General features: G+C 66.4%; 18 protein-coding genes, 1 tRNA gene and 1 pseudogene. 18 read left to right on the forward strand and 2 right to left on the reverse strand.

The genetic code is table 11. From position 1 onward, the window contains the following. Position 1 precedes the first annotated feature (1 nt). The 4 genes from prsK (at position 2) to L0C21_RS04880 (ending at position 6,520) form a co-directional block, all read left to right on the forward strand. Positions 2–2,080, forward strand: a complete 2,079-nt coding sequence (gene prsK, locus L0C21_RS04865; protein WP_259277287.1) for an XrtA/PEP-CTERM system histidine kinase PrsK — start codon at positions 2–4, stop codon at positions 2,078–2,080. A gap of 20 nt (positions 2,081–2,100) precedes the next feature. Next, a complete protein-coding gene (gene prsR, locus L0C21_RS04870; protein WP_259277288.1) occupies positions 2,101–3,456 on the forward strand; it encodes a PEP-CTERM-box response regulator transcription factor in 1,356 nt (451 codons plus the stop codon). A 60-nt stretch (positions 3,457–3,516) separates the two neighbouring features. Continuing rightward, positions 3,517–6,336: an XrtA/PEP-CTERM system TPR-repeat protein PrsT gene (gene prsT / locus L0C21_RS04875; protein ID WP_259277289.1), complete on the forward strand. Its 2,820-nt coding sequence runs from the start codon at positions 3,517–3,519 to the stop codon at positions 6,334–6,336. A gap of 107 nt (positions 6,337–6,443) precedes the next feature. Then, positions 6,444–6,520, forward strand: a tRNA-Pro gene (locus tag L0C21_RS04880). A 166-nt stretch (positions 6,521–6,686) separates the two neighbouring features. Here the strand turns inward: L0C21_RS04880 and L0C21_RS04885 are convergent. Next, complete coding sequence (locus L0C21_RS04885) at positions 6,687–7,310, reverse strand: PEP-CTERM sorting domain-containing protein (RefSeq protein ID WP_259277290.1); 624 nt, start codon at positions 7,308–7,310, stop codon at positions 6,687–6,689. Positions 7,311–7,557: 247 nt separating this feature from the next. On the opposite strand from L0C21_RS04885, the gene L0C21_RS04890 reads away from it, so the two are divergent. From L0C21_RS04890 to L0C21_RS04920, 7 genes are all read left to right on the forward strand, one after another. Then, positions 7,558–8,544, forward strand: a complete 987-nt coding sequence (locus L0C21_RS04890) for an ABC transporter substrate-binding protein (protein WP_259277291.1) — start codon at positions 7,558–7,560, stop codon at positions 8,542–8,544. Continuing rightward, entirely contained in the window at positions 8,544–9,296 is a 753-nt protein-coding gene (locus L0C21_RS04895) for an ABC transporter ATP-binding protein (RefSeq protein ID WP_259278823.1), read from the forward strand. Before L0C21_RS04890 ends, L0C21_RS04895 begins: the two co-directional genes overlap by 1 nt. After that, a complete protein-coding gene (locus L0C21_RS04900; RefSeq protein WP_259277292.1) occupies positions 9,289–10,065 on the forward strand; it encodes an ABC transporter permease in 777 nt (258 codons plus the stop codon). Before L0C21_RS04895 ends, L0C21_RS04900 begins: the two co-directional genes overlap by 8 nt. A gap of 151 nt (positions 10,066–10,216) precedes the next feature. Beyond that, complete coding sequence (locus L0C21_RS04905) at positions 10,217–10,786, forward strand: glycoside hydrolase family 108 protein (RefSeq protein ID WP_259278824.1); 570 nt, start codon at positions 10,217–10,219, stop codon at positions 10,784–10,786. A gap of 39 nt (positions 10,787–10,825) precedes the next feature. Continuing rightward, the gene (locus L0C21_RS04910) at positions 10,826–11,239 is read left to right on the forward strand and encodes a holin family protein (RefSeq protein WP_259277293.1); all 414 of its coding nucleotides are present in this window, start codon (positions 10,826–10,828) and stop codon (positions 11,237–11,239) included. A 616-nt stretch (positions 11,240–11,855) separates the two neighbouring features. Beyond that, on the forward strand, positions 11,856–12,005 hold the full coding sequence (locus L0C21_RS04915; protein WP_259277294.1) for a hypothetical protein: 150 nt from the start codon (positions 11,856–11,858) through the stop codon (positions 12,003–12,005). A 181-nt stretch (positions 12,006–12,186) separates the two neighbouring features. Beyond that, a complete protein-coding gene (locus L0C21_RS04920; protein WP_259277295.1) occupies positions 12,187–12,972 on the forward strand; it encodes a succinate dehydrogenase iron-sulfur subunit in 786 nt (261 codons plus the stop codon). A gap of 149 nt (positions 12,973–13,121) precedes the next feature. On the opposite strand, the gene L0C21_RS04925 is transcribed toward L0C21_RS04920, so the two are convergent. Beyond that, positions 13,122–14,453 carry a GGDEF domain-containing protein gene (locus L0C21_RS04925; RefSeq protein ID WP_259277296.1) on the reverse strand — a complete coding sequence of 444 codons (1,332 nt, stop codon included), beginning with the start codon at positions 14,451–14,453 and terminating at the stop codon, positions 13,122–13,124. Between the two features lie 243 nt (positions 14,454–14,696). On the opposite strand from L0C21_RS04925, the gene zapE reads away from it, so the two are divergent. From zapE to sucC, 7 genes and pseudogenes are all read left to right on the forward strand, one after another. Continuing rightward, complete coding sequence (gene zapE, locus L0C21_RS04930) at positions 14,697–15,857, forward strand: cell division protein ZapE (protein ID WP_259277297.1); 1,161 nt, start codon at positions 14,697–14,699, stop codon at positions 15,855–15,857. 199 nt (positions 15,858–16,056) lie between these two features. Further along, a complete protein-coding gene (locus tag L0C21_RS04935; protein WP_259277298.1) occupies positions 16,057–17,199 on the forward strand; it encodes an HlyD family secretion protein in 1,143 nt (380 codons plus the stop codon). Next, entirely contained in the window at positions 17,192–18,817 is a 1,626-nt protein-coding gene (locus L0C21_RS04940) for a DHA2 family efflux MFS transporter permease subunit (protein WP_259277299.1), read from the forward strand. Before L0C21_RS04935 ends, L0C21_RS04940 begins: the two co-directional genes overlap by 8 nt. Beyond that, on the forward strand, positions 18,814–19,479 hold the full coding sequence (locus tag L0C21_RS04945) for a TetR/AcrR family transcriptional regulator (protein ID WP_259277300.1): 666 nt from the start codon (positions 18,814–18,816) through the stop codon (positions 19,477–19,479). The genes L0C21_RS04940 and L0C21_RS04945 overlap by 4 nt, the downstream gene beginning before the upstream one ends. A gap of 86 nt (positions 19,480–19,565) precedes the next feature. Further along, a complete protein-coding gene (locus L0C21_RS04950; protein WP_259277301.1) occupies positions 19,566–21,623 on the forward strand; it encodes a tetratricopeptide repeat protein in 2,058 nt (685 codons plus the stop codon). A gap of 138 nt (positions 21,624–21,761) precedes the next feature. Then, positions 21,762–22,721: pseudogene (gene mdh / locus L0C21_RS04955) on the forward strand (malate dehydrogenase); the annotation flags it as partial. 255 nt (positions 22,722–22,976) lie between these two features. Next, the gene (gene sucC, locus L0C21_RS04960) at positions 22,977–24,176 is read left to right on the forward strand and encodes an ADP-forming succinate--CoA ligase subunit beta (RefSeq protein WP_259277302.1); all 1,200 of its coding nucleotides are present in this window, start codon (positions 22,977–22,979) and stop codon (positions 24,174–24,176) included. The last annotated feature ends 3 nt before the right edge of the window (positions 24,177–24,179 follow it).

Below are 24,179 nucleotides of genomic sequence, written 5' to 3' on the forward strand. Positions count from 1 at the left end.
CATGACGCCACTGATTTCCGAGGTTGGCCTGGTCGCTCACGGCCTGGCCTGCCTGGCTTTTCTCGTGCTGGCCGGAGCACTGGTGCTCCAGAAAGAGCAGACAGTCTCCAGCGTCTGGCTGGCGACGGCTGCCCTGACGACCGCCGTCTGGGCGGGGACGTTCGTCTTTGCCGTGCGCTTCGGCGGCCATTACATCGAGATGGTCTCGCCGATGGAGACGCTGCGGACGGCGGCGTGGATCGCCTTCCTCGTGTCGCTGCTGATGCGCTCCTGGCGGCTGTCGGACCGGATCAACCTGTCGTTCGTGCTGGCGGTTGGCCTCGGCTTCCTGTTCGCCGTCCAGCTGCTCATGGACGCAAACAGCTGGTTCGGCCTCACGGGCACGACGCCGCTGGCCAATGCGCGGGTGGCCTACCTGTTCGTGGTCATCCGCCTTATCTGCTCCATCGGCGCGCTGGTGCTGGTGCACAACGTCTACAGCAACGCCGCGCCCGAGCAGCGCTGGGGCGTGCGGTTCGTTTGTATCGGCCTTGGCGGCTTCTTCATCTACGACATCCATCTCTACACGCTGGCGGCGCTCTCCGGCGGGGTGAGCTGGGACCTCTACAACGCCCGCGGGCTGGTGGATGCGCTGGTGGTGCCGCTGATCGCGCTCTCGATCCGCCGCAACCGCCTGTGGAAGCTGGAAGTGCAGATTTCCCGGGAGGTGGTGTTCCACTCCCTCTCGCTGGTGGCGGTGGGGTGCTACCTCATCGCCATGTCCATCGCCGCCTACGGCCTCAAGCTGGTGGGCGGCAGCTGGGGCAGCCTGCTGCAGGTCAGCTTCCTGTTCGGCGCGCTGGTGCTGGCGGCGGTGGTGCTGTTCTCAGGGCGCTTCCGCGCCTGGGCGCGGGTGAAGATCAACAAGCACTTCTTCGCCTACAAATACGACTACCGGCAGGAATGGCTGCGCTTCATCGCCACGCTCTCCGGCGCGGGGGCGGGCAGCGGGCCGCTGGAGGCGCGCGCCATCCAGGCGGTGTGCGATATCGTCGACTCGCCGGGCGGCGCGCTGTGGCTGCCGGGCGAGGGCGGGGTGTTCCAGCTCGCCACCCGCTGGAATTTCCGCACCGCCGGGCATGGCGCGGAAGCGCCGGACGGGCCGCTGGTCCGGTTCCTCGCAACGCGCCAGCGCATCATCGATTTCGATGAGCTGCGCGAGGGCATTGGCGACTATGACGATTTGACGCTGCCGGGCTGGGCGGCGGAGGACGACCGCGCCTGGCTCGGCGTGCCGCTGTTGCACCTCGACCGGCTGACCGGCTTCCTGGTCATCGAGCGCTCCCGCTCCCCCCGGTCGCTCAACTGGGAGGATTTTGACCTCCTCCGCACTGTCGGACGGCAGACGGCGAGCTATATCGCTGAACAGACCAGCCAGGCCGCGCTCATCGAAGCGCAGCAGTTCGAGGAGTTTAATCGCCGCTTTGCCTTTATCATGCACGACATCAAGAATCTGGTCAGTCAGCTCTCGCTCGTTGCCCGCAATGCGGAGCGGTTCGCCGGCAATCCCGAGTTCCAGAAGGACATGGTGCTGACCATCAAGGACTCGGTTGGCAAGATGAACGATCTGCTCGCCCGGCTGGGACAGCACAACACGGCGCGGCTGGAGGCCGGGGCGGTGGATGTTGCGCCGCTGCTGGCCGACGTGGTGCGGCAGAAGGCAAAGCTGCACGACGGGATTAGACTGAATTGCGCCCGGGATGGAATGATTGTACGGGGAGATGCGGGACGGCTGGAGCAGGTGTTCACCCACCTGATCCAGAATGCCATCGATGCCTCGGGAACGGGCAGTCCCATCCTCGTCGAGGCGGACTGCCGGGATGGCCATGTGCGCGTGCAAGTGGCAGACAATGGCTGCGGCATGTCGGAGGAGTTCATCCGGCATGATCTGTTCAAGCCCTTCCGCTCGACCAAGATGGGCGGGTTCGGCATCGGGGCTTACGAGGCCCGTGAAATTGTCAGGAGTTGTAACGGGCGGCTGGATGTAAGCAGCCGTGTCGGCGAGGGGACTGTATTTACCGTCAGCCTGCCGCTGGCTTAAGGAAGGACACAGGCGCGCTCATGGGCGAGGAAAAGCCGAAACTGCTGGTCGTCGAGGACGATCCCGGACTGCAACGGCAGTTGAAGTGGTCTTACGAAGGGTATGAAGTGCTGACGGCCGGCGACCGATCGACGGCCATCGACCTGCTGCGCGCGGAAGAGCCGAAGGTCGTGACGCTCGACCTGGGCCTGCCACCCGATCCAGACGGCACCACGGAAGGCTTCGCCACGCTCGAGGATATCCTGCGCCTGTCGCCGAGCACCAAGGTCATCGTCGCCTCCGGCCACGGCGCGCGCGAAAGCGCGCTGCGCGCCATCGGCATGGGGGCCTATGACTTCTACCAGAAGCCGGTCGACATTGATGAACTAGGGCTGATCGTCCGCCGTGCCTTCCATGTGCGCCAGCTGGAGGAAGAGAACCGCAAGCTGCAGGAAAGCGCCCAGACCAGCGTGCTGGGCGGCATCATCACGGCCGCGCCCAACATGATCAAGGTCTGCCAGATGGTGGAGCGGGTGGCCTCGACCGACGTGTCGGTGATGCTGCTGGGCGCCTCGGGCACGGGCAAGGAGGTGCTGGCGCGCGGGCTGCATCAGTCCAGCCGCCGGGCCAAGGGGCCGTTCATCGCCATCAACTGCGCGGCCATCCCCGAGAACCTGCTGGAAGCCGAACTGTTCGGCTACGAGAAGGGCGCGTTCACCGGCGCGGTCAAGACCACCGAGGGCAAGATCGAGCTGGCCCAGAAGGGCACGCTGTTCCTCGATGAAGTGGGCGATATTCCGCTTCCCCTTCAGGTGAAGCTGCTGCGCTTCCTGCAAGAGCGGGTGATCGAGCGCATCGGCGGGCGCAAGCCCATCGAGGTGGATGTGCGGATCGTCTGCGCCACCCACCGGAACCTCGAGCAGATGATCGCCGAGGAGCGGTTCCGCGAGGACCTCTACTACCGCCTCGCCGAGATCGTGGTGAACATCCCCTCGCTGGCCGAGCGCCATGGGGATGCGACCCTGCTTGCCCATGCCTTCCTGCAACGGTTCAACCGGCAGATGGGCCGCAACCACAAGGGCTTCACGCCCGATGCCCTGCAGGCACTGAACAGCTGGCACTGGCCGGGCAACGTGCGCGAGCTGGAGAACCGGCTGAAGCGCGCCGTCATCATGGCTGAGGACAACCGCATCACCGCGGCCGACCTCGACCTGGACGGCAAGGCGATGGAGCCGGAAATCCTGAACCTCAAGCAGGTGCGGGAAGAGGCCGACCGGCGGGCCATCCGCCAGGCGCTGGCCCGCTCCGACGGCAATATCACCAATGCGGCCAAGCTTTTGGGGATCAGCCGTCCGACGTTTTACGATTTGCTGCGTCAGTATGGAATCAAGGCTTAGTCCATAAACACAAACCCCATGCACAAAGCGCTGTGTTCCGCTTCCCGAGGGAGACATGAAATGACCAGGCGGATAAGAACCATCAGTGGTGCAGCGTTGGTCGCCGCAACTGCGGCGCTCGGTACAGTCGCCTTCGCGCCCCAGAGCGCCTGGGCGGACAAGCCTGCCACGTCCTCCAGCCCGCTTACCCGGGCCCAGGGACACTTCAACCGGGGCGATTATCGCGCCGCCACCATTGAGTTGCGTAACGCGCTGCGGGCCAACCCCAACAGCGTGCCCGCCCGCCTGTTGCAGGCGCGGGTGTACCTGCGGATGCAGCAGGGCCTGCCGGCGCAGACCGAAATCGAGGCGGCGCGACGCGCCGGCGCCAAGAAGGAAGCGACCCGCGCCCTGATGGCCGAGGCCATGGTGCTGCAGCGCCGCTATGCGGATGCGCTGGAAGAGGCCAAGGCCGATCTGGTGCCCGCGGCCTACGCTGCCGAGGCCGCCCGCGTGCGCGGCCTGGCCCAGATGGGCCTGCGAAAGATGGACGAGGCCAAGGCCGAGTTGCTGGAGGCGGAGAAGCTGGCGCCGAAGAACGAGCAGGTGCAGCTGGACCTGGCCCGCTACTACGTCGCCGCGCGCGACCGTGCCAGCGCCGAGGCAGCGGTGGACAAGGCGCTCTCCCTCAATCCGCGCAGCGTGCGGGCGCTGGTGATGAAGGGTGATATCGTGCGCGCCAGCCAAGGACTGGAGAAGGCGCTGCCGCTGTTCAACCAGGCGCTGGCCATCGACCCGCAGAACCTCGAGGCGCGGCTGGAGCGCGCCGCGACGCTGACCGACCTGAAGCGCAACAAGGAGGCGCTGGCGGACCTGCAACGCATCGACAAGGCGGTGCCGGATCATCCGCTGTCGCTCTACCTGCAGGCGGTGATGAAGGTGCGGGAGCGCAAGTTCGACGAGGCCGAAGGGCTGATGACGCGCACCAAGGGCGCGCTCGGCAACTTCCCGCCCGCGCTGCTGCTGCAGGGCGTGATCGCCTATGAGCGGAACAACTTCCAGCAGGCCCAGACCTACCTGCAGGACCTGCTGCGAGTGGCCCCGAACCACAGCCTGGCCCGTCGCCTCTATGCGGCGACCCTGCTGCGGACGGGTGATCCGGACGGCGCGATCCAGGCGGCCAAGCCGCTGCTTGAGAAGAACACGCAGGACGGCCGCCTGCTGGCGCTGGTGGCCTCGGCCTATGCCCGCAAGGGCGAGTTCGACGAGGCGGAGACCTACCTGCAAAAGGCCGTGGCCGTCGATCCGGACCAGTCTGCGCTGAAGACGCAGCTGGCCATGACCCGCGTCGCCCAGGGCGAGAACACCGAGGCGCTGCGTGATCTCGACGCCGTGCTGCAGGACGACCCCAAGTCGATGCAGGCGCTGATGATGTCCGCGCTGGTGAAGATGCGCGGGGGCAACTTCAAGGAGGCGCTGACGGCCGCCGACCGGCTGGTGAAGGCCTACCCGGACCTTGGCATCGGCTACAACATGCGCGGCGCGGCCTACCTGGGTCTCAACAAGATCAAGGAGGCGGAGACCAACTTCCGCGCCGCCATCGCGAAGAAGCCGAACTATCACGAAGCGCGGCGGAACCTCGCCCAGATTCTGGTGGCTGACAAAAAGTACGTGGAGGCGCGGCGTGAGTTAATGCGCGCACTGGAGGCCGACGGCCAGAACGCCAAGACGCTGATGGCGCTCTCGGAACTGGCGCGGCTGGAGAAGAAGCCGCAGGAGCGGATCGACTGGCTGAAGAAGGCGGTGGCCACCAACCGGACGGAGATGGCCCCCCGGCTTCGGCTGATCCAGGCCTACCTCGATGCCAAGAAGAACCAGGATGCGCTGAGCGAGGCCAACGCTCTCAACCGGGACTTCCCGGACAATCCGGCGGCGCTGGAGGCCATCGGCCGCACCCAGCTGGCCACCGGCGACCTGACGGCAGCGACAGCCACCTTCGAGAAGCTGACCAAGGCGGCGCCCAATGATGTGGGCGCGCGCCTCCTCTACGCGCGCTCGCTGGCGCAGAACAAGCGGATCGATGCGGCCCGGCGCGCCTACACCATGGCGCTCAACCTCAAGAACCAGAACCTAACCCAGGTCTATCTGGACCTGATGGGGCTGGAGGCGCGGCAGGGCAACCTCAAGCAGGCCATCGCCCACGCCAACGCATTGAAGGCCAAGTATCCCAAGTCCACCGTGGCGGACCGGGCGCTTGGCGACCTTTATCTGGGCAATCGGCAGTGGGACAAGGCGATCGCCTCCTATGAGGCCGTTCGCAAGCAGGGCATGGACCGGGCGCTCGGTATCAGCCTGGCCCAGGCCTACCTGAACGCGGGCAAGCAGCCGCAGGCCGTCAGCGTGCTGCAGGAGATGCTGAAGAAGGACCCGAAGGACGTGGCCGCCCGCATCGCCCTGGCGGACGTTCACATGCGCGCCAAGCGCTACCCGCAGGCGCTGGCCCAGTATCAGGCGCTGGATGAGCAGACGCGGGCGAGCCCGGCCGTGCTCAACAACATGGCCTGGATTTACGGCGAGCTGAAGGACAAGCGGGCCATTGCGACGGCGGAACAGGCCTACAAGCTGTCGCCCAAGTCGCCGGAAGTCGCCGACACGCTCGGCTTCCTGCTGGTGCAGCAGCGAGTCGACATGAAGCGCGGGCTCTCGCTTCTTCAGCAGGCGGTCAAGGCGCGCCCGGACAACCCGGATATGCGCTATCACCTCGCCGTGGCCCTGAAAGCCAACGGCAAGCGGGCCGAAGCGCAGCGGGAGCTGGAGAATATCCTCAGCAAACACAAGTCGTTCGACAGTCTGGCGCAGGCCCAGCAGGCCCTCAACCAGATCAAGACGGCAGGGCGCTGAGGCGGCATGGCCCGCTTTCCAAGCGCGGCGTGACGGAAAATATGAAAAATCAGTGATGAGGGGGGCTTGCGAAGGCCCCCCTCCATCCTTACAAGGCTCTCCACGGTCGGAGCGTAGCGCAGCCTGGTAGCGCATCACACTGGGGGTGTGGGGGTCGTGGGTTCGAATCCCGCCGCTCCGACCAGTTTTCCTTCCCCCGCCAAATCCTCACGGACGAACCGCCTCTGCCCATGAACCGGCAGGCGCACACACTGGCGCCTTGATTCGCAGTCAGGGGAGCCGCGCACGAAAAAGGGCGGCCTCGCGGACCGCCCTCCCCCATGTCCTGAAGGTTCCGAATCAAATGCCGATCAGGAAAGCCTGCGGCGGCGGATAGCACTTACGCCAAGAACCCCAAGGCCGATGAGGCCGATGGCGGCAGGCTCTGGCACGTCCGGTGCGGTTGCGTGCCCGCTGACGCGCACGGCAAGGGCGATGTCGTCAAATGCGTCCGGGCCCAGATCCAGCCATTCGCCGTCCCCGCCAAAGGCATATTCGGACAGGGGATTGGGCGCCAGGCCGATCATGTCGCCTGCCAGGCCGTCACCGGGGATGAACGAGATCCAGTAGGTTCCGGCGGACACATTCCATTCAAGGCCGGAGGTGAAGCCGTACCAGTCGTAATCATTGGGCACGATATCGAAACTGGCGGAAGAGAGAACCGCGCCGGGCAGGTGGCCATTGTCCGCGTGCAGGCTCACCGTGAGGCTGCCCTGGGCTTCGCTGTCGAACCAGAACAGGCCCTCGGCCCCGGTGATGGTGGTGTTGGTGCCGACGGAAAACTCACCTGCGAAATACTGGCTTGCATCGAAGGTCAGGACCGCAATTGCGTCCGGGGTCCCGGTGTCGACGATATAGGCCGCGGAAGCCGGAGCCGCGGTGGCCATACCCAGCAGCAACGCAAATGCCACAGACTTGATGCTCGGACATGTCATGCAGAGGGTCCTCCTGTTTGCACGGCGTGCACGCCTGCCGGTTCCGGCGGTACAGCAAGAGCCGTGCCAGCGGAGGAAGCCATTGGAAGAGAACGGCCGCGGTTTGACCTGATCGATTCAGAGCCGATTATCCGTAAAGCCGGCCGACAACCGCGCAGGCGAAGAAGGGCGCGCGGCCGGCAATACGGGCTTCCATGTACATCGAAGGGCTTGGCGCAGCCGGGCGGTTCTGGTTTGATGGCGCGTCATGAAACAGCTGTTCTTGTCGTTCCTTTTCGCCGCCCTTGCCTTTACCGCGCAGGCGGCCGAGCCGCACAAGGCCCAGCCCAAGAAGCTGCGGGCCATCACCTTTTACACCGACTGGAAGGCGCAGGCCGAACACGGCGGCTTCTACCAGGCGGTGGCGCTGGGGCTTTATGAGAAGCACGGGCTGAAGGTCACGATTCGGGCCGGTGGCCCGCAGTCGGACAACACCCGGCTGCTGGCAGCGGGCGCAATCGAGACCGGCATGCTCTCCAACAGCTTCCAGGCGCTGAACCTGGCGGCCAAGGGCGCGAACGTGAAGGTGGTGATGGCCCCGTTCCAGAAGGACCCGCAGGTGCTGATGGTGCATCCGGGCACGGGGGTGAAGAGCCTCGCCGATCTCAAGGGGCGGCCGATCTATGTGGCCGATGCGGCGCTCGGCTCCTACTGGCCGTGGCTGAAGCGCAAGTTCGGCTTCACCGACGCGCAGATGCGGAAGTACGCCTATTCGCTGCTCCCCTGGCTGCGGAACAGCCGAGCGGCGCAAGAGGGGTATCTCTCCTCCGAGCCGCTCACGGCGGCCAAGGCGGGGGTGAAGCCGCAGGTGTTCCTGCTGGCCGATGCCGGGTGGACCGGCTACGCGGCGATGGTCGCCTTCCGCGGCGAGGTAATTGCCAAGGAGCCCGAGGTGGTGCGCGCGTTCGTCGAGGCGACCCGCGAGGGCTGGGAGAGCTACCTGACCGGAGACCCCACCCCTGGGAACAGGCTCATCCTCAAGGACAATCCGGAGATGACGCCGGAGCTGCTGGCGTATGCGCGGGGCAAGATGATCGAGTATGGCGTCGTGATCTCGGGCGACGCCAAGCGGCAGGGCATCGGCGCGATGACCCCGGCGCGGTGGGCGGCCTTCCATAAGGACATGTCGAGCCTCAAGCTCATTCCGGCCGGGCTCGACCCCAAAAAAGCCTATACCCTTGAATTCCTGAAGTGATGAACGCCGGCGGTCCTCTCCTGCGGCTGGAGGCCGTCAGTCGCCGGTTCGCGGGCGGCGTCACGGCGGTCGATGGCGTGAGCCTCGACGTGGCTTCGGGCGCGTTCGTGACCCTGCTTGGCGCGTCCGGCTCGGGCAAGACCACGCTCTTGCGCCTGATCGCCGGGCTCGACCAGCCGACGGACGGGCAGATTCGCTGGCGCGATGGCGCGCCGCCGTCGCTCGGCTACGTGTTCCAGAGCCCGACCCTGCTGCCGTGGGCGACGGTGGCCGAGAATGTCGCCCTGCCGCTCACCCTTAAGGGCAGGCGCGACGACGGCGCGGTGACGCGCGCGCTGGCGGCCGTGGGGCTGGGCGAGCGGGCGGATGCCCGCCCGGCCGAGCTTTCGGGCGGCATGCAGATGCGCGTCTCCATCGCCCGCGCGCTGGTGGGGCGGCCACGGCTCCTGCTGCTGGACGAGCCCTTCGCGGCGCTGGACGAGATCACCCGCGACCGGCTGGGCGCGCTGGTGCAGAAGCTGTGGCGGGAGGAGGGGCTGACGGTGGTGTTCGTCACCCACTCCACCCGCGAGGCGGCGTTCCATGCCACCCGCGCCGTGGTGCTGGAGCGAACGCCGGGGCGGATTTCCACCATTATCGACCTGCCGGACACGGGGCTGCGGGACCGCACGAGCGAAGCCTATTTCGCCACCTGCGCCCGGCTGGCCGAGGCGCTGGCCCGCACCATGCGGGGGGAGGCGGATGATGCGTGAGCGGCTGGCCCCCATCATTGTGACGGCGCTGCTGATCGCGCTGTGGGAAGGGCTGGTGCGGGCGTTGGAGGTGGACCCGTTCGTGCTGCCCGCGCCCAGCGCCATTGCGGCGGCACTGGCGACCAAGGGCGAGTCGCTGATGGTGGCTTTCCTCTACACCCTCAAGGTGACGTGGATCGCGCTGGGGCTGGCGCTCGGCTCGGGTGTGGTGCTGGCCTTCGCCATCCACCGCTCAAGGCTGGCGGAAGCAGCCATCCTGCCGTTCGCGGTGATGCTGCAGGTAACGCCCATCGTCGCCATCGCCCCGATCATCCTCATCTGGACGGGCGTTGAGAAGCCGGCGCGGGCGCTGGTCATCATCGCCTGGATCGTGGCGTTCTTTCCCGTGCTCTCCGGCCTCCTCTCGGCGCTGAAGGCCATCGACCCGGCCTTGCGCGACCTGTTCCGCCTCTACGGCGCGGGGCCGTGGGCAAGGCTGTGGCGACTGGAGCTGCCCGCTTGCCTGCCCGCGCTGGTTTCCAGCCTCAAGGTGGCGAGCGGCCTGGCGCTGATCGGCGCGGTGGTGGCCGAGTTCGCCGCCGGGGCGGGCACGAGCCAGGGGCTTGCCTGGCGACTCATCGAGGCGGGCAACCGGCTGGAGGTGGACACCATGTTCGCCTGCCTGGTGCTGCTCTCCGCCATGGGGCTGGCGCAATATGCGCTGCTCGCGGCGCTGGAGCGGGCCGTGCTGCGCCGCAGAGGGTTGCTGCGGCAGCGCCCGCAGGGCTGAAATTCCGAGAAATAGGGAACTGACGAGCGGGGGAGCCGCTTGACTCGGTCGTTGTGTTGCAATCGTCAAATAACAATCGTCAAAAACCTATTGACAATCGGTGCAGCCTTGGCTTAAGGTTCATCGGCAGGCGAGGGGAGACGAGGCGATGATGACGGTGTTCGAGCGACTGATGGCCAATCTGCTGCGGCGGGAAGGCGGGTACGTGTATCACCGTGACGACCGGGGCGGCGAAACCAACTTCGGCATTACCGAGGCGGTGGCGCGTCAATATGGTTACGACGGGCCGATGCAGGCCATGCCCGAGGCCGTGGCCATGGAAATCTATCGTCAGCGCTACTGGGTCGCGCCGGGGTTCGAGCGGGTGGCGGGCCTCAGCGTCCCCGTGGCCGAGGAGCTGTTCGACACGGGCGTCAACATGGGGCCGATGGTGGCCGGGCGCTTTCTCCAGCGGGCGCTGAATGCGCTCAACCGGCAGGAGCGGGACTTTCCGGACGTGCTGGTGGATGGCGCGATTGGCCCGCAGACCCTGACGGCGTTGTCCCGCTACCTGCTGGTGCGGGGGCGCGAGGGAGAGGCCGTGCTGCTGACGGCGCTCAGCTGCCTGAAGGGCGAGCGGTACATCTCGCTGGCCGAGCAGCGCGGCGCCAACGAAAGCTTCGTCTACGGCTGGCTGCGAACGCGGGTGGGCATCGGCGAACAGGTGAGCCGCCTGACGTAAGCCGGCTGGTCCAACACAACGACAAACGGGGAGGGGGCGATGGGTGTTGTGGATGCGATTGTGGGGCCGCTGGTGCGGGTGATCGACAAGGTGATCCCGGACCCGGAAGCGCGGGACCGGGCCAAGCTGGAGTTGCTGAAGCTGGAGGGCTCGCAGGAGCTGGAGCAAGTGAAAGCGCAGCTTTCGGCCATCATTGCCGAGGCGCAATCCAGCGACCCGTGGACCAGCCGGGCCCGGCCCAGCTTTCTCTACGTGATGTATGCGCTGCTGCTGTTCTCCATCCCCATGGGGCTGGTGAGCGCCTGGGACGCGGAGGTGGCGAAGCGCATCGCCGAGGGCATGACCGGCTATCTGCAGGCGATCCCCGAGCCGCTCTACGTGCTGTTTGGCACCGGTTACCTTGGCTACACCGCCGCCCGTCAGTGGGGGAAGGCGAAGGGCCGGGAGCGGTAGGGGGCAGGGATCAGCGAAGCAATTGCCGGGCTTGAGAAGGGGCGCTACAGGCGGCCCTTTTTCATATTCGACCATAATTACAACGTGTTAGGCCGGAAACGATTTGGCCCGCGTTAGGGCCGAAACTATTCTCGGAAGATCGGCGGGGATGGGCCCCGCCGATTTTTACCGAGGAGACATCTATGAAGATGTTCTTTCGGTTCGAGTGGAAACGGATCCGAGTGAGACTCGGGATCCAGTTCTAATCTCGAACGCCGGAGGAAGGGGTCGCATCCCTTCCTCCGGGATCGGTAAATTACCAGGGCGGTGGACACTCGACAATCCGCAACCGTTCCCGGCTGGCAAGCTTTATGGTCGTAGATGGCGGCGAAAGGTCATCCAAACGGTCAGGCTCGCCATAGGGCCAGATGCGCCCATATGTGTGGCATGGACCATAGCGAGGGAGGCTTTTGATGGCCAACCAGCAGCCCCAGCGCGGGCCTGAGATCCAGCCGACGTCGCCGACCGATCCGCAACCCGGCGCGCCGCCCGAGATTCAGCCGACCACGCCGCCGGAGACTCACCCCGGCGCGCAGCCTGATACCGACCCCGGCCATCGGCCGGGGGCGAGCCGGAAGTGCCCACCTATCCGGAAGTGCAGCCATCACGGGAGACGCCGAGTCCGGGGCCGATGCCTGGGCCGAGCCACGAGCCCGAGCCGCTGCCGCAGCCGGATACGCCCCAGCCCACGCCGAGCCCAGGGCCGACGGCCGCCTTCAAGGCGTAAATTCCGGATCGCGGAAAGCTGCAAGCCGCCGTTTGCCGGGACGGACGGCGGCTTGGTGAAGGTTGGTCGCTGTCCGCCGATCGCCCGTCGCGCAAGCCTGCCGGAGAGTGACAGATAGGTTGCAGCAGCCGGTGCGCGCGCTATAAGGCCGTTGAACAAATAATAAGTGAGGACCGCGGCCATGGCAGAGTTTGCATTGCCAGCGAATTCGAAGGTGAAGAAGGGCAAGACCTATCCGGCCCCGCAGGGCGCTGCGAAGGTCAGGAAGTTCAGCATCTACCGCTGGAACCCCGACGATGGCCAGAACCCGCACATGGACACCTACGAGGTGGATCTGGCGGAATGCGGCCCGATGGTCCTCGACGCTCTCATCAAGATCAAGAACGAGATCGACCCGACGCTGACCTTCCGCCGGTCCTGCCGCGAAGGCGTGTGCGGCTCGTGCTCGATGAACATTAACGGCCAGAACGGCCTGGCCTGCACCACCGCCATTGAAGACTGCAAGGGCGCGGACGTGAAGATCACCCCGCTGCCGCACATGGAAGTCATCAAGGACCTGGTGCCGGACTTCAAGACCTTCTACGCCCAGTATGCTTCGATCAAGCCGTGGCTGCAGACCGCGACTCCGGCCCCCTCGGGTGCGGAGCGGCTGCAGTCGAAGGAAGATCGCGCCAAGCTGGACGGCCTTTACGAGTGCATCCTGTGCGCCTGCTGCTCGACCTCCTGCCCCAGCTACTGGTGGAACGGCGAGAAGTACCTGGGCCCGGCCGTGCTGCTGCAGGCCTATCGCTGGCTGGCCGACAGCCGCGACGAGATGACCGGCGAGCGCCTCGACGCGCTGGAGGACCCGTTCCGTCTCTATCGCTGCCACACCATTATGAATTGCGCCAACGTCTGCCCCAAGGGCCTGAACCCGGCCAAGGCGATCGCCGAGATCAAGAAGATGATGGTGGAGCGCCAGCTCTAAATTTTCCGCGCCGCACGCGCCGGAAAACCCGGAAATCCTGGAAGGGCCGTGCTGGATAGCGCGGCCCTTTTTCCTTGGCCGGGACTCCCCTGGGCGGGCGGGGACGCGCCGGATCGGCGGGCGCAGCCGTGCGGTCCGGCAAATTGAAATTAGAAGAGGGACGACGTGGAGGTTGGGGAGGCTGCCGGGAATGCGGCAGGAAAGGGGGACGCCGCCAGCGCCACCGCTGCCGTGCCGTGAATGGCCGGCGGCTCAGCAGCAGGCTCCGCTGGCGCCCTGGGCGGCGCGGATGGCGGCTCGGCCTCGTTGATGGACGTGGGGGTGGTGCGGGCGATGACCCGGTTGCGGCCCTGCTCCTTGGCCTCATAGAGCGCATGGTCCGCCCGGACGAAGGCGGAATGCAGCGTGTCCTCCGGCCGGATGATGGTCAGGCCGATGCTGGTGGTCACGCGGAACTGGTGCTGGTCGACGCAGAACGCCTCCTGCTCCAGCGTTGCGCGGATGCGCTCGGCCACGCTGCTGGCGCGGTCCAGATCGGTGGTGGGCAGGAGAGCGGCGAACTCCTCGCCGCCCATGCGCGCGACGATATCGCCCGCGCGGGTGCAGGACTTGATGAGCGCGCCAAACCGGCGCAGCACTTCATCGCCCGCATGGTGGCCGTAGCAATCGTTGATCTGCTTGAAATGGTCGAGATCAAGCACGAGCAGCGCCGGCCAGACATGGGAGCGGTCGGCCCGGGCCAGCTCCACATCGGCGATCTGGTGAAAGGCGCGGCGGTTGAACACGCCGGTCAGATCGTCAACGGCGGCCCGGTGGCGCAGCAGGCGGTGAATCCGCTCCATCACCAGCAGCACGAAGCTGATGTTGAGGATGAAGCTGGTGCACAGGATTTGCAGCAGGGCCACGCTGGCGGTGGGGGACTGGGAATTGACGTAAGGCTCGACCGGCATGGCCCGCAGCGCATAGATCATCCACAGAACGTAGGCGACGCACTCGAGGGCGAACCCCAGCAGCAGGAAGGGAATTGCCACCGAATAGGTGCTGTCGCTGGCGCTCAGCCGCCGCAGGACGACGAGGGGCCAGATCGCCAGGAGCGTCATGAAGATGGAGGTGTTGAGCAGCCGCACCCACAGCAGCGGCTGGGCATAGACGAAGTAGCAATGGATGCAGAACTCGATGGCGATCAGTATCGCCAGCAGCCCCGACCGCTGCGGGCTGCCCACGAAACGCATCAGCCCGGTGACCAGCAGCACGTTGCCGAGCGTGAGGACGAAGTTGGGCAGGATGAGCGTGAGCGTGGAATCGAGGCTCCCATGCATGGAGTTCAGCACCGAGCCGAGGCCGATCAGCGTGTTGCCGATGGCCCAGGCAATAATGGCGGGCTCGCCGGGATTAAGCCGGTAAATGCCAATGAGCAGCGCCGCGCTGAAAAGACTGGCACAGGCAATGGCAACGAGCAGGGTGTTGGTGTCTAGAAACATCTATTTTTTATTTCACCGATCCTGCGATTGCCCCAGTCGTGAAACCCTAGAACGCACAAGGTTGGAAAAGGTGGCGGCCCGAGCATATGCTGGAACGCAGCCGGTCTTTTCATCCGGGCGACTTGTCTCTACAGCGTCAGGCCACGAGAAACCGGGCGATGCCGCGGGCGGTTCCTGCGGATGCGTCTCCCGGTTCGCCGCCGGCTTTCGGGCGGGCGGGAAATGCTTTATGGGCCGGTGGTTATGAGCGTCATTGCAGCGTATCAGGATTTGGTCGCCCGCTCGGAGTTGCGTCCCGATCCCGACCAGGCGCGGATTGCCGCCCGGCTCGACGGGCTGGCCCGCGCGCTGGAGGCCTGGCGGCCGCAGTCGTCCAGCTCATGGTTCGGGCGGCTGTTCGGCGGCGGCAGGGAGGAAAGCCAGCCACCGCGCGGGCTCTACATGTGGGGCTCGGTGGGGCGGGGCAAGTCCATGCTGATGGACCTGTTTCACGACAACGTGAAGATCAGCCCGAAGCGCCGGGTGCATTTCCACGAGTTCATGCTGGAGGCGCACGCCGCCATCCATAACTTCCGGCAGATGGACGAGGCCGGGCGGCGCGAGGCGTTTGGCCGGAACGTGGGCGATGATCCCATTCCGCCGGTTGCCGCAAAGATCGCCGAGGGCGCGCGGCTGCTGTGCTTTGACGAGATGCAGGTGACGGACGTGGCCGACGCCATGATCCTCGGTCGCCTGTTCACCGAGTTGTTCCGCAGCGGCGTGGTGGTTGTCACCACCTCCAACCGGCCGCCGCGGGACCTCTACAAGAACGGCCTCAACCGCCAGCTCTTCCTGCCGTTCATCGACCTGCTGGAGGAAACGCTGGACGTGGAGACGCTGAACGGCCCCACCGACTACCGGCTCGACCGGCTGGGCGGAATGCCGGTCTACTACGTGCCGAACGGGCCGGAGGCGACGGCGAAACTCTCCGAAGCCTTCTTCCGCCTCACCGACTATGCGGTGGAGGACCGGCAGAAGGTGCCCTCCGAAACCCTGACGGTGCAGGGGCGGGAAATCCTCGTGCCCAAGGCGCTGAAGGGCGTGGCGGTGTTCTCGTTCAAGCGCCTGTGCGCCAACCCGCTGGGTCCGGCGGATTACCTTGCCATCGCCCAGCGGTATCACACGGTCATCATTGTGGGCATCCCGAAGCTCGGCCCCGAAAAGCGCAACGAGGCCAAGCGCTTCGTAACGCTGATCGATGCGCTTTATGAATACCGCGTCAAGCTGCTGTGCGCCGCCGACGCGCCGCCGCAGGAGCTTTACACCGAAGGCGACGGGGCGTTCGAGTTCGAGCGGACAGTCTCGCGGCTGATGGAAATGCAATCCGCCGACTATCTGGCCGAAGGGCATGGCATTGCCGCCTGACGGCGCGGCCCGGCATTCGTGAAAATCCGGACAAATTCCCGCTATCATCCTGAAACGGCGGCGGTTTGCCGCGCCCGCCGCTCCGCAATAAAATAATGGACAGGGGCGTCTAGAAATGATACCGGCCCGCCAACGGACCCGGCTGCGCCGTGGCGCACCGGCTCCGATTTGATCCTTTCCCCCGAAGGTTTTCCAAAACATGCGAGACTTGAACCGTAAACGGTTGCTTCTGACCCTGTGCGTCGTGGTTGCTATCGGCGTTGTGGGCTTTGGCACCTGGTGGATGACCACCGGCCGTTATTTCCAGACCACCGACAATGCCTATGTGGAAGCCGAGATCGTCCACATCGCGCCGAAGGTCGAGGGCTACGTGGCCGAGGTGGCCGTGGAGGACAATCAGCCGGTCAAGCAGGGCGACCTGCTGCTGCGCCTGGAAGACAAGGACTATCGCACCAAGCTGGCCGAGGCGGAGGCGACGCTCTCCTCCCGGCTGGCCATCGCCCAGACCATCAAGGAGTCGCTGAAGGCCCAGCACCTCAGCGTGCGCGAGGCGGAGGCGTCGCTCGCCAGCGCCCGGGCCGAGGCGCTGCGCGCCGAGAAGGATCGCAAGCGCTACGCTGAACTGGCCGGCGCCAAGTGGGTCTCCGCGCAACGACTGGAGTCTGCGGTCGCGACCGCCTCGCAGGCGCAGGCAAGCGTTGCGGAGAAGCAGGCCGCGCTCGATGCCAGCATGCAGCAGCTGAACGTGCTGCGGGCCCAGGCCGAGGCGGTCTCCGGCAACATCGCCCAGGCGCAGGCCCAGGTGGACGAGGCCAAGCTGTCGGTATCCTACACCGAGATCCGCGCGCCGCGTGACGGCGTGATCGGCAACCGCTCGGCGCGCGAGGGCCAGTTCGTGCGCCCCGGCACCACGGTGATGGCGCTGGTGCCGCTGCGGGATGTGTATGTGGTGGCCAACTTCAAGGAAACGCAGCTGACCCGCGTGGCGGTGGGGCAGAAGGTGACGCTGGAAGTGGATGCCTTCCCGGATGCGGAGATTCACGGCCGGGTGGAGAGCATCGCGCCGGCGAGCGGCTCGCGCTTCTCGCTGCTGCCGCCGGAGAACGCCACCGGCAACTTCACCAAGATCGTGCAGCGCCTGCCCGTCAAGATCGTGCTGGAGGGGCCGCTGCCCAAGAACGTGCGGCTGACGCCCGGCATGTCGGTCGTGGCCACCATCGATACGCGCAGCGGCGCGCGGCAGGCGCCGAAGAACCCGGCCGAGACGCATCTGGCGGCGGCCCCGACGGGCCCTGCCGGTCAGTCGGGTCTTGCCGCTCCGGCGGGCGCTGCCCATGAGTGAGGCGACTCCGGCGGCCGCCACGGCCGGGCCGGGCGCCGCCCCGGCGGAGGAGAAGTGGTATCCGGGCTACGACGGGCCGCTGTGGCCGCCCGCCCGGCTGCTGGTCGGCTTCTTCCTCATGGTGTTCGGCATGTTCATGGCCGTGCTGGACATCCAGATCGTGGCGGCTTCCATCGGCGACATCCAGGCAGGCCTTGCCGCCAGCCCGGATGAGGCAAGCTGGGTGCAGGGTTCGTACCTGATCGCGGAAATCATCATGATTCCGCTCTCGGGCTACCTCTCCCGCGCCCTCTCGACCAGGGTGATGTTCAGCCTGGCGGCGACGGGCTTCACGCTGGCCAGCATCCTGTGCGCCACCGCCACCACCATGGAGGAGATGATTATCTACCGCGCGCTGCAGGGTTTCCTCGGCGGCGGCATGATTCCCTCCATCTACTCCAGCATGATGATGGTGTTCGGCCGCACCCGGCAGAAGTCCATGATGGTGGCGGTGAGCCTCGTCGTCACCATGGCCCCGACCATCGGCCCGACGCTGGGCGGCTGGATCAGCGATGCCTTCGGCTGGCACTGGCTGTTTCTCGTCAACGTCATCCCCGGCATCATCGTGGCGACGGGCGTGTGGCTGTGCGTCGAGGGGCTGGACAAGCCGGACTATTCGCTGCTGAAGCGCATCGACGTGGCGGGCCTGGCGCTGATGGCCGTGTTCCTCGGCTGCCTTGAGTATGTGCTGGAAGAGGGCGCCAAGGACCAGTGGTTCGAGGACTCGCACATCTTCTGGCTGTCGGTGATCTCGACGGTGGCGGGCGTGGGGTTCATCGTCCGCACGCTCACGGTGAAGGAGCCGATCGTCAACCTGCGGATCTTCGGCAACTACAACTTTACCATGGGCTCGATCCTCGGCGCGCTGGTCGGCATCGGCCTGTTCGGCCTCGTCTATATCTTCCCGCTGTTCCTCGGGCGGGTGGCGGGCCTGTCGAGCATGCAGATCGGCGGCATCCTGTCGGTCAGCGGCATGGCCATGATCGCGGGCGCGCCGTTGACCGGGTTTTTGCAAAAGCATCTGGACCTGCGCGCCATTTCCGCAATCGGCGTGCTGATGCTGGCCTACGCCACCTGGATGACCCACACGCTGACGGCGGAGTGGCGCTTCCATGAACTGGTGATCCCCCAGCTGCTGCGCGGCTTCGGCCTCATCATGTGCCTGTCGGCCGTCAGTTCGGTGTCGTTCGGCACCCTGCCGCTGGACAAGATCAAGGACGCGGGCGGCCTTTATACCCTCTGCCGGAACCTGGGCGGCGCGTTCGGCCTTGCCTTCATCAACACCGTGCTCCAATGGCGGGAGAACTTCCATTGGTCGCGGCTGGGTGAGCAGGTAAGCCGGGGGCGGCCGGAGGTGGACGCGTGGCTGAGCGGCGCCGAGCAGCGCATGATGGATGCGGGCCTGGCCGACCCCTCGGGCGCGGCCATCAAGCAGCTGGGCCTTCTGTTCCAGCGCGAGGTGACGGTGATGAGCTATGCGGATTGCCTGGCGCTGCTGGGCGCCATGTTCTTCGCGGTGGTCATTATCCCGCTGCTGCTGAAATCAGGCCGGAACGCGCCTGCAGGAGACGCGCATTGAGCAAACCGGACCCGGCCTCGGCGGGCGCCAAGAAGTCGCGACGGCAGGGTTCGGGGCGGCAGGGGCCGGGGCGTCCGGTCGATATGGCCAAGCGGGACGCGATCCTGCAGGCGACGCGCCGCCTCCTGCAGCAGCGCGGCCCCGGCGTGACGCTGGAGGAGGTGGCGGAGGCGGCGAAGGTGTCGCGCCAGACCATCTACAACAACTGGCCCAGCAAGGAGCAGCTGCTGGCCGCCGTGATCGAGCGCGGCGTCGACGACATCATGCGCCCGCTCCTGCAGGCGGCAGAGGACTCGGACGTGGCCGAGACGCTGACCGTGCTCGCCCGCGCTTATCTGAAGTCCCTTCTCGATCCGGCGGGCTTTGCGCTGCTGCGGCTGGTGCTGAGCAGCCAGGAGCAGCATGGGCCTGCCTATTTCGGGGCCGGTTCCGCCCGCGCCAAGCGCCTTCTGTCGGAATATTTGCGCCGTCAGGCTGAACGGGGCGTTCTGGACATGGAGGACCCGGACCTGGCCGCCGAGCATTTCATGGGAATGCTCAAGGGGAATTATTTTCTGAAGGTGATGCTCCATGGCCCAAGCGCGATCGAACCCGAGGCCCACGAGCGGCGGATCACGGCAACCGTTGCCACCTTCTTGCGCGCCTACGGGCGCAGCCGATAAGTTAAATACATTCGGCGAGCGACGGGGCTGGATCGCCGGCTCCGTCGTCGCCTTGCAATTTTCGGCGGCACTTTGAGGAGCGTGGCGTGGCCATCTCAACCGAGCAGGCCTACCGGCAATACATGATCCGGGCGACCCTGGCGGAAGGGCAGGGGCGTCTCGCGGAGGCAATCCAGGCGCTGGAGATCGCAACGACGCTGGAGGAAAGGCGCCCCGAGGCCTGGCACCACCTGGCCCGCCTGCTGGCGCTCGACCCCGCCCGCGAGGGCGAGGCGCAGGAAGCGCGAGCGCGGGCCGAGTCCCTGCGCCACCAAAATCCCGCGCCGGCGGCAAACCAGCCCGACCTGCCGCACCTGCCGCCCCGCGCGCTGGGCGCGACCATTACCGACGACCACGCAGAGGCGGGCTGGCTGGAGCGCGCCGGGCGGTATCTGGATGCCTGCGCGGTGTGGGAGCGAATCATCGCCGCCCGCCCGGACGACGTGGATGCCTGGGTGAACCTGGGCCGCCTGCTGGCCGACCACATGGCCCGCGACGAGGATGCCGAGGCGGTGCTGCGCCGCGCCGTCTCCATCGACGATCACAGCGAGATGGCCTGGGCCTATCTCGGCCGGGTGATCCACGACCGGGACGGCGACCTTGCCGAGGCGGAAGAGGCGCTGGACAACGCCCTTGCGCTCGACTGGAACTATGCCACCGCCTGGGCCTGGAAGGCGCGGGTGCTGCACACGGCGGGCGAGCGCATCAAGGAGGCCGAGGAGGGCTACCGCCGTGCCATCGCGCTCAGCCGCAGCTACCCCTGGGCTTGGGCGCAGCTGGGGCTGCTCTATCAGGAGGAGCTGGGCCGCACCCGCGATGCCGAGCAGGCCTATCGCCGCGCGATCGAGGAGAACCCCGGCTACGCCTGGGCGTGGGGCCAGCTGGGCCACCTGCTGGCGCAGGAGCTGAAGCGCCCGGCCGAGGCGGAGGAGGCGCTGCGCCAGGCCATCAGCCTCGACCCGGAAGACGACTGGGACTGGGCGCAGCTGGGCGAATTGCTCTCCCACCAGCCGGGCCGGGAGGAAGAGGCGGACGAAGCCTTTCGCCGCGCCATCGAGCGGGCCCCGGACTACGCCTGGGCGCTGGCCCACTACGGGCGGTTCCTCGCCGATGCCATGGACGCGCCGGAGGAGGCGGAGGCTTTGTTCGTGCGCGCGCTGGCCGAGCGGCCCGACTACTGGTGGGCCGAGGGGCAGCTGGCCCATGTGCGGCACCTGCACCTGGATAAGCTGGACGAGGCGGAGGCCGGCTATCGCCGCGTGCTGGAGGGCGAGCCGAACAACGCCTGGGCCTGGGCGCAGCTGGGCCATCTGCTGGCCTTCAAGATGCGGCGCCCGGCCGAGGGCGCGGTGGCCTTTCAGGAGGCGCTGAAGGTCAACCCGAATTACGAATGGGCGTGGGCGCACCTGGGGCAGGCATTTCATGAATGGCTGGGCCAGCCCGCCGAGGCCGAGGCCGCCTACCGGCGCGCCCTGGAGCTGGCGCCGAAGGAGCCGTGGAACTGGGGCCAGCTCGGTGCGCTGATTGCCCAAACCGATCTGGCTCGTTCAGGCGAGGCGGAGTCGGCGTTTCGGGAAGCCCTGGCGCTGCGGCCGGACTACCGCTGGGTGTGGAGCGAGCTGGGCCGGCTGCTGGCCCAGCTGCCGGGCCGCGAGACGGAGGCGGAGGCCGCCTTCCGGCGCGCGCTGGAATTGGACCCGGACCATGCCTGGACCTGGGCGCAGCTGGGGATGATGCTGTTCCCGCGGATGCAGCAGCCCCAGTCCGCGGAACTGGCGTTGCGGGAAGCGGTGGCGCGCGAGCCGCAGACGGCCTGGCTGTGGCGCAGGCTGGCGGAAGTGCTGGCCGATGGCCTGGGCCGGAATGAGGAGGCGGTGGCCGCATTGCGGCGGGCCGTTGAACTCGCCCCGGACGACTATGCCGCCTGGCATCAGCTTGGCACGTTTCTGGAGACCAAGCTGCACCACGCGGACGAGGCGCGGGAGGCCTACGAGCGCGCCCTGACGCTCAATCCCGAGTGCCCCGCCATCCGCAGCGATCTCGAGCGGCTGAGCGGCGGCGCAACGCCAAAGGCCGGCGCATCATCCGTGTTGCACAGGGCATAGCTTTTATGCGTTCGGGTAAACATTGAATCTGACTTCGCGCCCTTGCGACCAGTGGATTTTCGGTCTATTCCCACGGCCGTTTGGGCAAACGTTACGTTTGGCCCGTCTGTTTGTATGGCAGTCATGATAGGGGCTTTCATGGCACGCAAAAAAATTGCGCTGATAGGCAGCGGCATGATTGGCGGCACGCTCGCCCATCTGATCGGCCTGAAAGAGCTGGGCGATGTGGTGATGTTCGACATTGCCGAAGGCCTGCCCCAAGGAAAGTCCCTCGATATTGCCGAGTCGTCCCCGGTTGACGGCTTCGACGTGAAACTGGTCGGCGCCAACGACTACAAGGCCATCAAGGGCGCCGATGTCTGCATCGTGACCGCCGGCGTGCCGCGCAAGCCCGGCATGAGCCGCGACGATCTGCTCGGCATCAACCTCAAGGTGATGAAGGCGGTGGGCGAGGGCATCCGCCGCTATGCGCCCAAGGCGTTCGTCATCTGCATCACCAACCCGCTCGATGCGATGGTGTGGGCGCTGCGCGAATTCTCCGGCCTGCCGCACAACAAGGTGGTGGGCATGGCGGGCGTGCTGGACTCGGCCCGCTTCCGCTATTTCCTCGCCGAGGAATTCAACGTGTCGGTCGAGGACGTGACCGCCTTCGTGCTGGGCGGCCACGGCGACACCATGGTGCCGCTGACCCGCTATTCGACCGTTGCCGGCATTCCGGTGCCCGATCTCGTGAAGATGGGCTGGACCACCCAGGAGCGCCTGGACCAGATCGTGCAGCGCACCCGCGATGGCGGCGCCGAGATCGTCGGCCTGCTCAAGACCGGCTCGGCCTACTACGCTCCGGCGGCCTCCGCCGTGCAGATGGCCGAGAGCTACCTCAAGGACAAGAAGCGGCTGCTGCCCTGCGCCGCCTATATCGATGGCCAGTACGGCCAGGACGGACTGTACGTCGGCGTGCCGGTCATCATTGGCGAGGGCGGCGTCGAGAGAATTGTCGAGATCGAACTGAAGGCTGCCGAGCGGAAGATGTTCCAGAACTCGGTCAACGCCGTGCGTAGCCTGGTGGCGTCGTGCAAGCAGATCGATCCGACCCTGGCCGGCGGCAAGGCCGTCAAATCCCTGAACAACGGCAAGCCGGCCAAGGCCCTGAATGGCGGCAAGGCCGCCAGAGTTGTAAAGGCCAAGGCTCCCGCGACAGTCGAAGCCCCCGCGCAGGCGGCGGCTCCGGCCCAGCCCAAGGCTTTGGCCAAACGAGGCCGTCCCGCTAAGGCAGTGAAGGCGGCGGTTGCCCCGGCGCCCGTCGCCGAAGCTCCGAAAAAACGTGGTCGTCCCAAGAAGAAGGCGTAAGCATCGATGAACATTCATGAGTATCAGGCGAAGGAACTGCTCGCCAAATTCGGCGTGCCGGTTCCGGCGGGTTATGCCGCCTTCACCGCTGACGAAGCCGCAGCTGCAGCCGAGAAACTGCCTGGGCCGATCTATGTGGTGAAAGCGCAGATCCACGCGGGCGGCCGCGGCAAGGGCAAGTTCGTGGGCGCGGCCCCGGACGCCAAGGGCGGCGTGCGCCTGGCCCGTTCGATCGACGAGGTCCGCCAGCACGCCTCCGAGATGCTGGGCAAGACCCTCGTCACCGTGCAGACGGGCCCCGCCGGCAAGGAAGTCGGCCGCGTCTACATCACCGACGGCGTCGACATCGCCAAGGAACTCTATCTCTCCATGCTGGTCGACCGCGCGACCGGCCACGTCGCCGTCATCGCCTCGACCGAGGGCGGCATGGACATCGAAGAGGTGGCCGAGCACACCCCGGAGAAGATCGTCACCGTCGATATCGACCCGGTGATGGGCATGCAGGGCTTCCACGCCCGCAAGGTGGCGTTCGCTCTCGGCCTCTCCGGCGACCTGTTCAAGCAGGGCGTCGACGTGGTGACGAAGCTGTACAACGCCTTCGTTGCGACCGACAGCTCCATGCTCGAGGTCAACCCGCTGGTCATCACCGCCGACAACCAGATCAAGGTGCTGGACGCGAAGATGAGCTTCGACTCCAACGCCCTGTTCCGGCACCCGGAAGTCGTTGCCCTGCGCGACCTGACGGAAGAGGATCCGAAGGAAGTCGAGGCTTCCAAGTTCGATCTCTCCTACATCGCGCTCGACGGCAACATCGGCTGCATGGTGAACGGCGCGGGCCTCGCCATGGCGACCATGGACATCATCAAGCTCTCCGGCGGCGAACCGGCCAACTTCCTTGACGTTGGCGGCGGCGCTTCCAAGGAGAAGGTGACGGCGGCGTTCAAGATCATTCTGTCCGACCCGCAGGTGAAGGGCATTCTGGTCAACATCTTCGGCGGCATCATGCGCTGCGACATCATCGCGGAAGGCGTGGTGGCGGCGGCTCGCGAAGTGAGCCTCTCCGTGCCGCTGGTGGTGCGCCTCGAGGGCACCAACGTTGAACTCGGCAAGCAGATCATGCGCGATTCCGGCCTGCCGATCATTCCGGCCGACGACCTGGGCGATGCCGCCCAGAAGATCGTGGCAGCAGTAAAGAAGGCGGCGTAAACC

The sequence above is a fragment of the Pedomonas mirosovicensis genome (genome assembly GCF_022569295.1).
GTDB classification, from domain to species: Bacteria; Pseudomonadota; Alphaproteobacteria; order Sphingomonadales; family Sphingomonadaceae; genus Pedomonas; species Pedomonas mirosovicensis.

What these genes read in the sequence shown, in the direction of transcription:
- prsK (WP_259277287.1), top strand. Translation starts at nt 2, where the DNA reads ATGACGCCACTGATTTCCGAGGTTGGCCTGGTCGCTCACGGCCTGGCC.
- prsR (WP_259277288.1), top strand. Translation starts at nt 2,101, where the DNA reads ATGGGCGAGGAAAAGCCGAAACTGCTGGTCGTCGAGGACGATCCCGGA.
- prsT (WP_259277289.1), top strand. Translation starts at nt 3,517, where the DNA reads ATGACCAGGCGGATAAGAACCATCAGTGGTGCAGCGTTGGTCGCCGCA.
- L0C21_RS04885 (WP_259277290.1), bottom strand. Translation starts at nt 7,310, where the DNA reads ATGACATGTCCGAGCATCAAGTCTGTGGCATTTGCGTTGCTGCTGGGT.
- L0C21_RS04890 (WP_259277291.1), top strand. Translation starts at nt 7,558, where the DNA reads ATGAAACAGCTGTTCTTGTCGTTCCTTTTCGCCGCCCTTGCCTTTACC.
- L0C21_RS04895 (WP_259278823.1), top strand. Translation starts at nt 8,544, where the DNA reads ATGAACGCCGGCGGTCCTCTCCTGCGGCTGGAGGCCGTCAGTCGCCGG.
- L0C21_RS04900 (WP_259277292.1), top strand. Translation starts at nt 9,289, where the DNA reads ATGCGTGAGCGGCTGGCCCCCATCATTGTGACGGCGCTGCTGATCGCG.
- L0C21_RS04905 (WP_259278824.1), top strand. Translation starts at nt 10,217, where the DNA reads ATGACGGTGTTCGAGCGACTGATGGCCAATCTGCTGCGGCGGGAAGGC.
- L0C21_RS04910 (WP_259277293.1), top strand. Translation starts at nt 10,826, where the DNA reads ATGGGTGTTGTGGATGCGATTGTGGGGCCGCTGGTGCGGGTGATCGAC.
- L0C21_RS04920 (WP_259277295.1), top strand. Translation starts at nt 12,187, where the DNA reads ATGGCAGAGTTTGCATTGCCAGCGAATTCGAAGGTGAAGAAGGGCAAG.
- L0C21_RS04925 (WP_259277296.1), bottom strand. Translation starts at nt 14,453, where the DNA reads ATGTTTCTAGACACCAACACCCTGCTCGTTGCCATTGCCTGTGCCAGT.
- zapE (WP_259277297.1), top strand. Translation starts at nt 14,697, where the DNA reads ATGAGCGTCATTGCAGCGTATCAGGATTTGGTCGCCCGCTCGGAGTTG.
- L0C21_RS04935 (WP_259277298.1), top strand. Translation starts at nt 16,057, where the DNA reads ATGCGAGACTTGAACCGTAAACGGTTGCTTCTGACCCTGTGCGTCGTG.
- L0C21_RS04940 (WP_259277299.1), top strand. Translation starts at nt 17,192, where the DNA reads ATGAGTGAGGCGACTCCGGCGGCCGCCACGGCCGGGCCGGGCGCCGCC.
- sucC (WP_259277302.1), top strand. Translation starts at nt 22,977, where the DNA reads ATGAACATTCATGAGTATCAGGCGAAGGAACTGCTCGCCAAATTCGGC.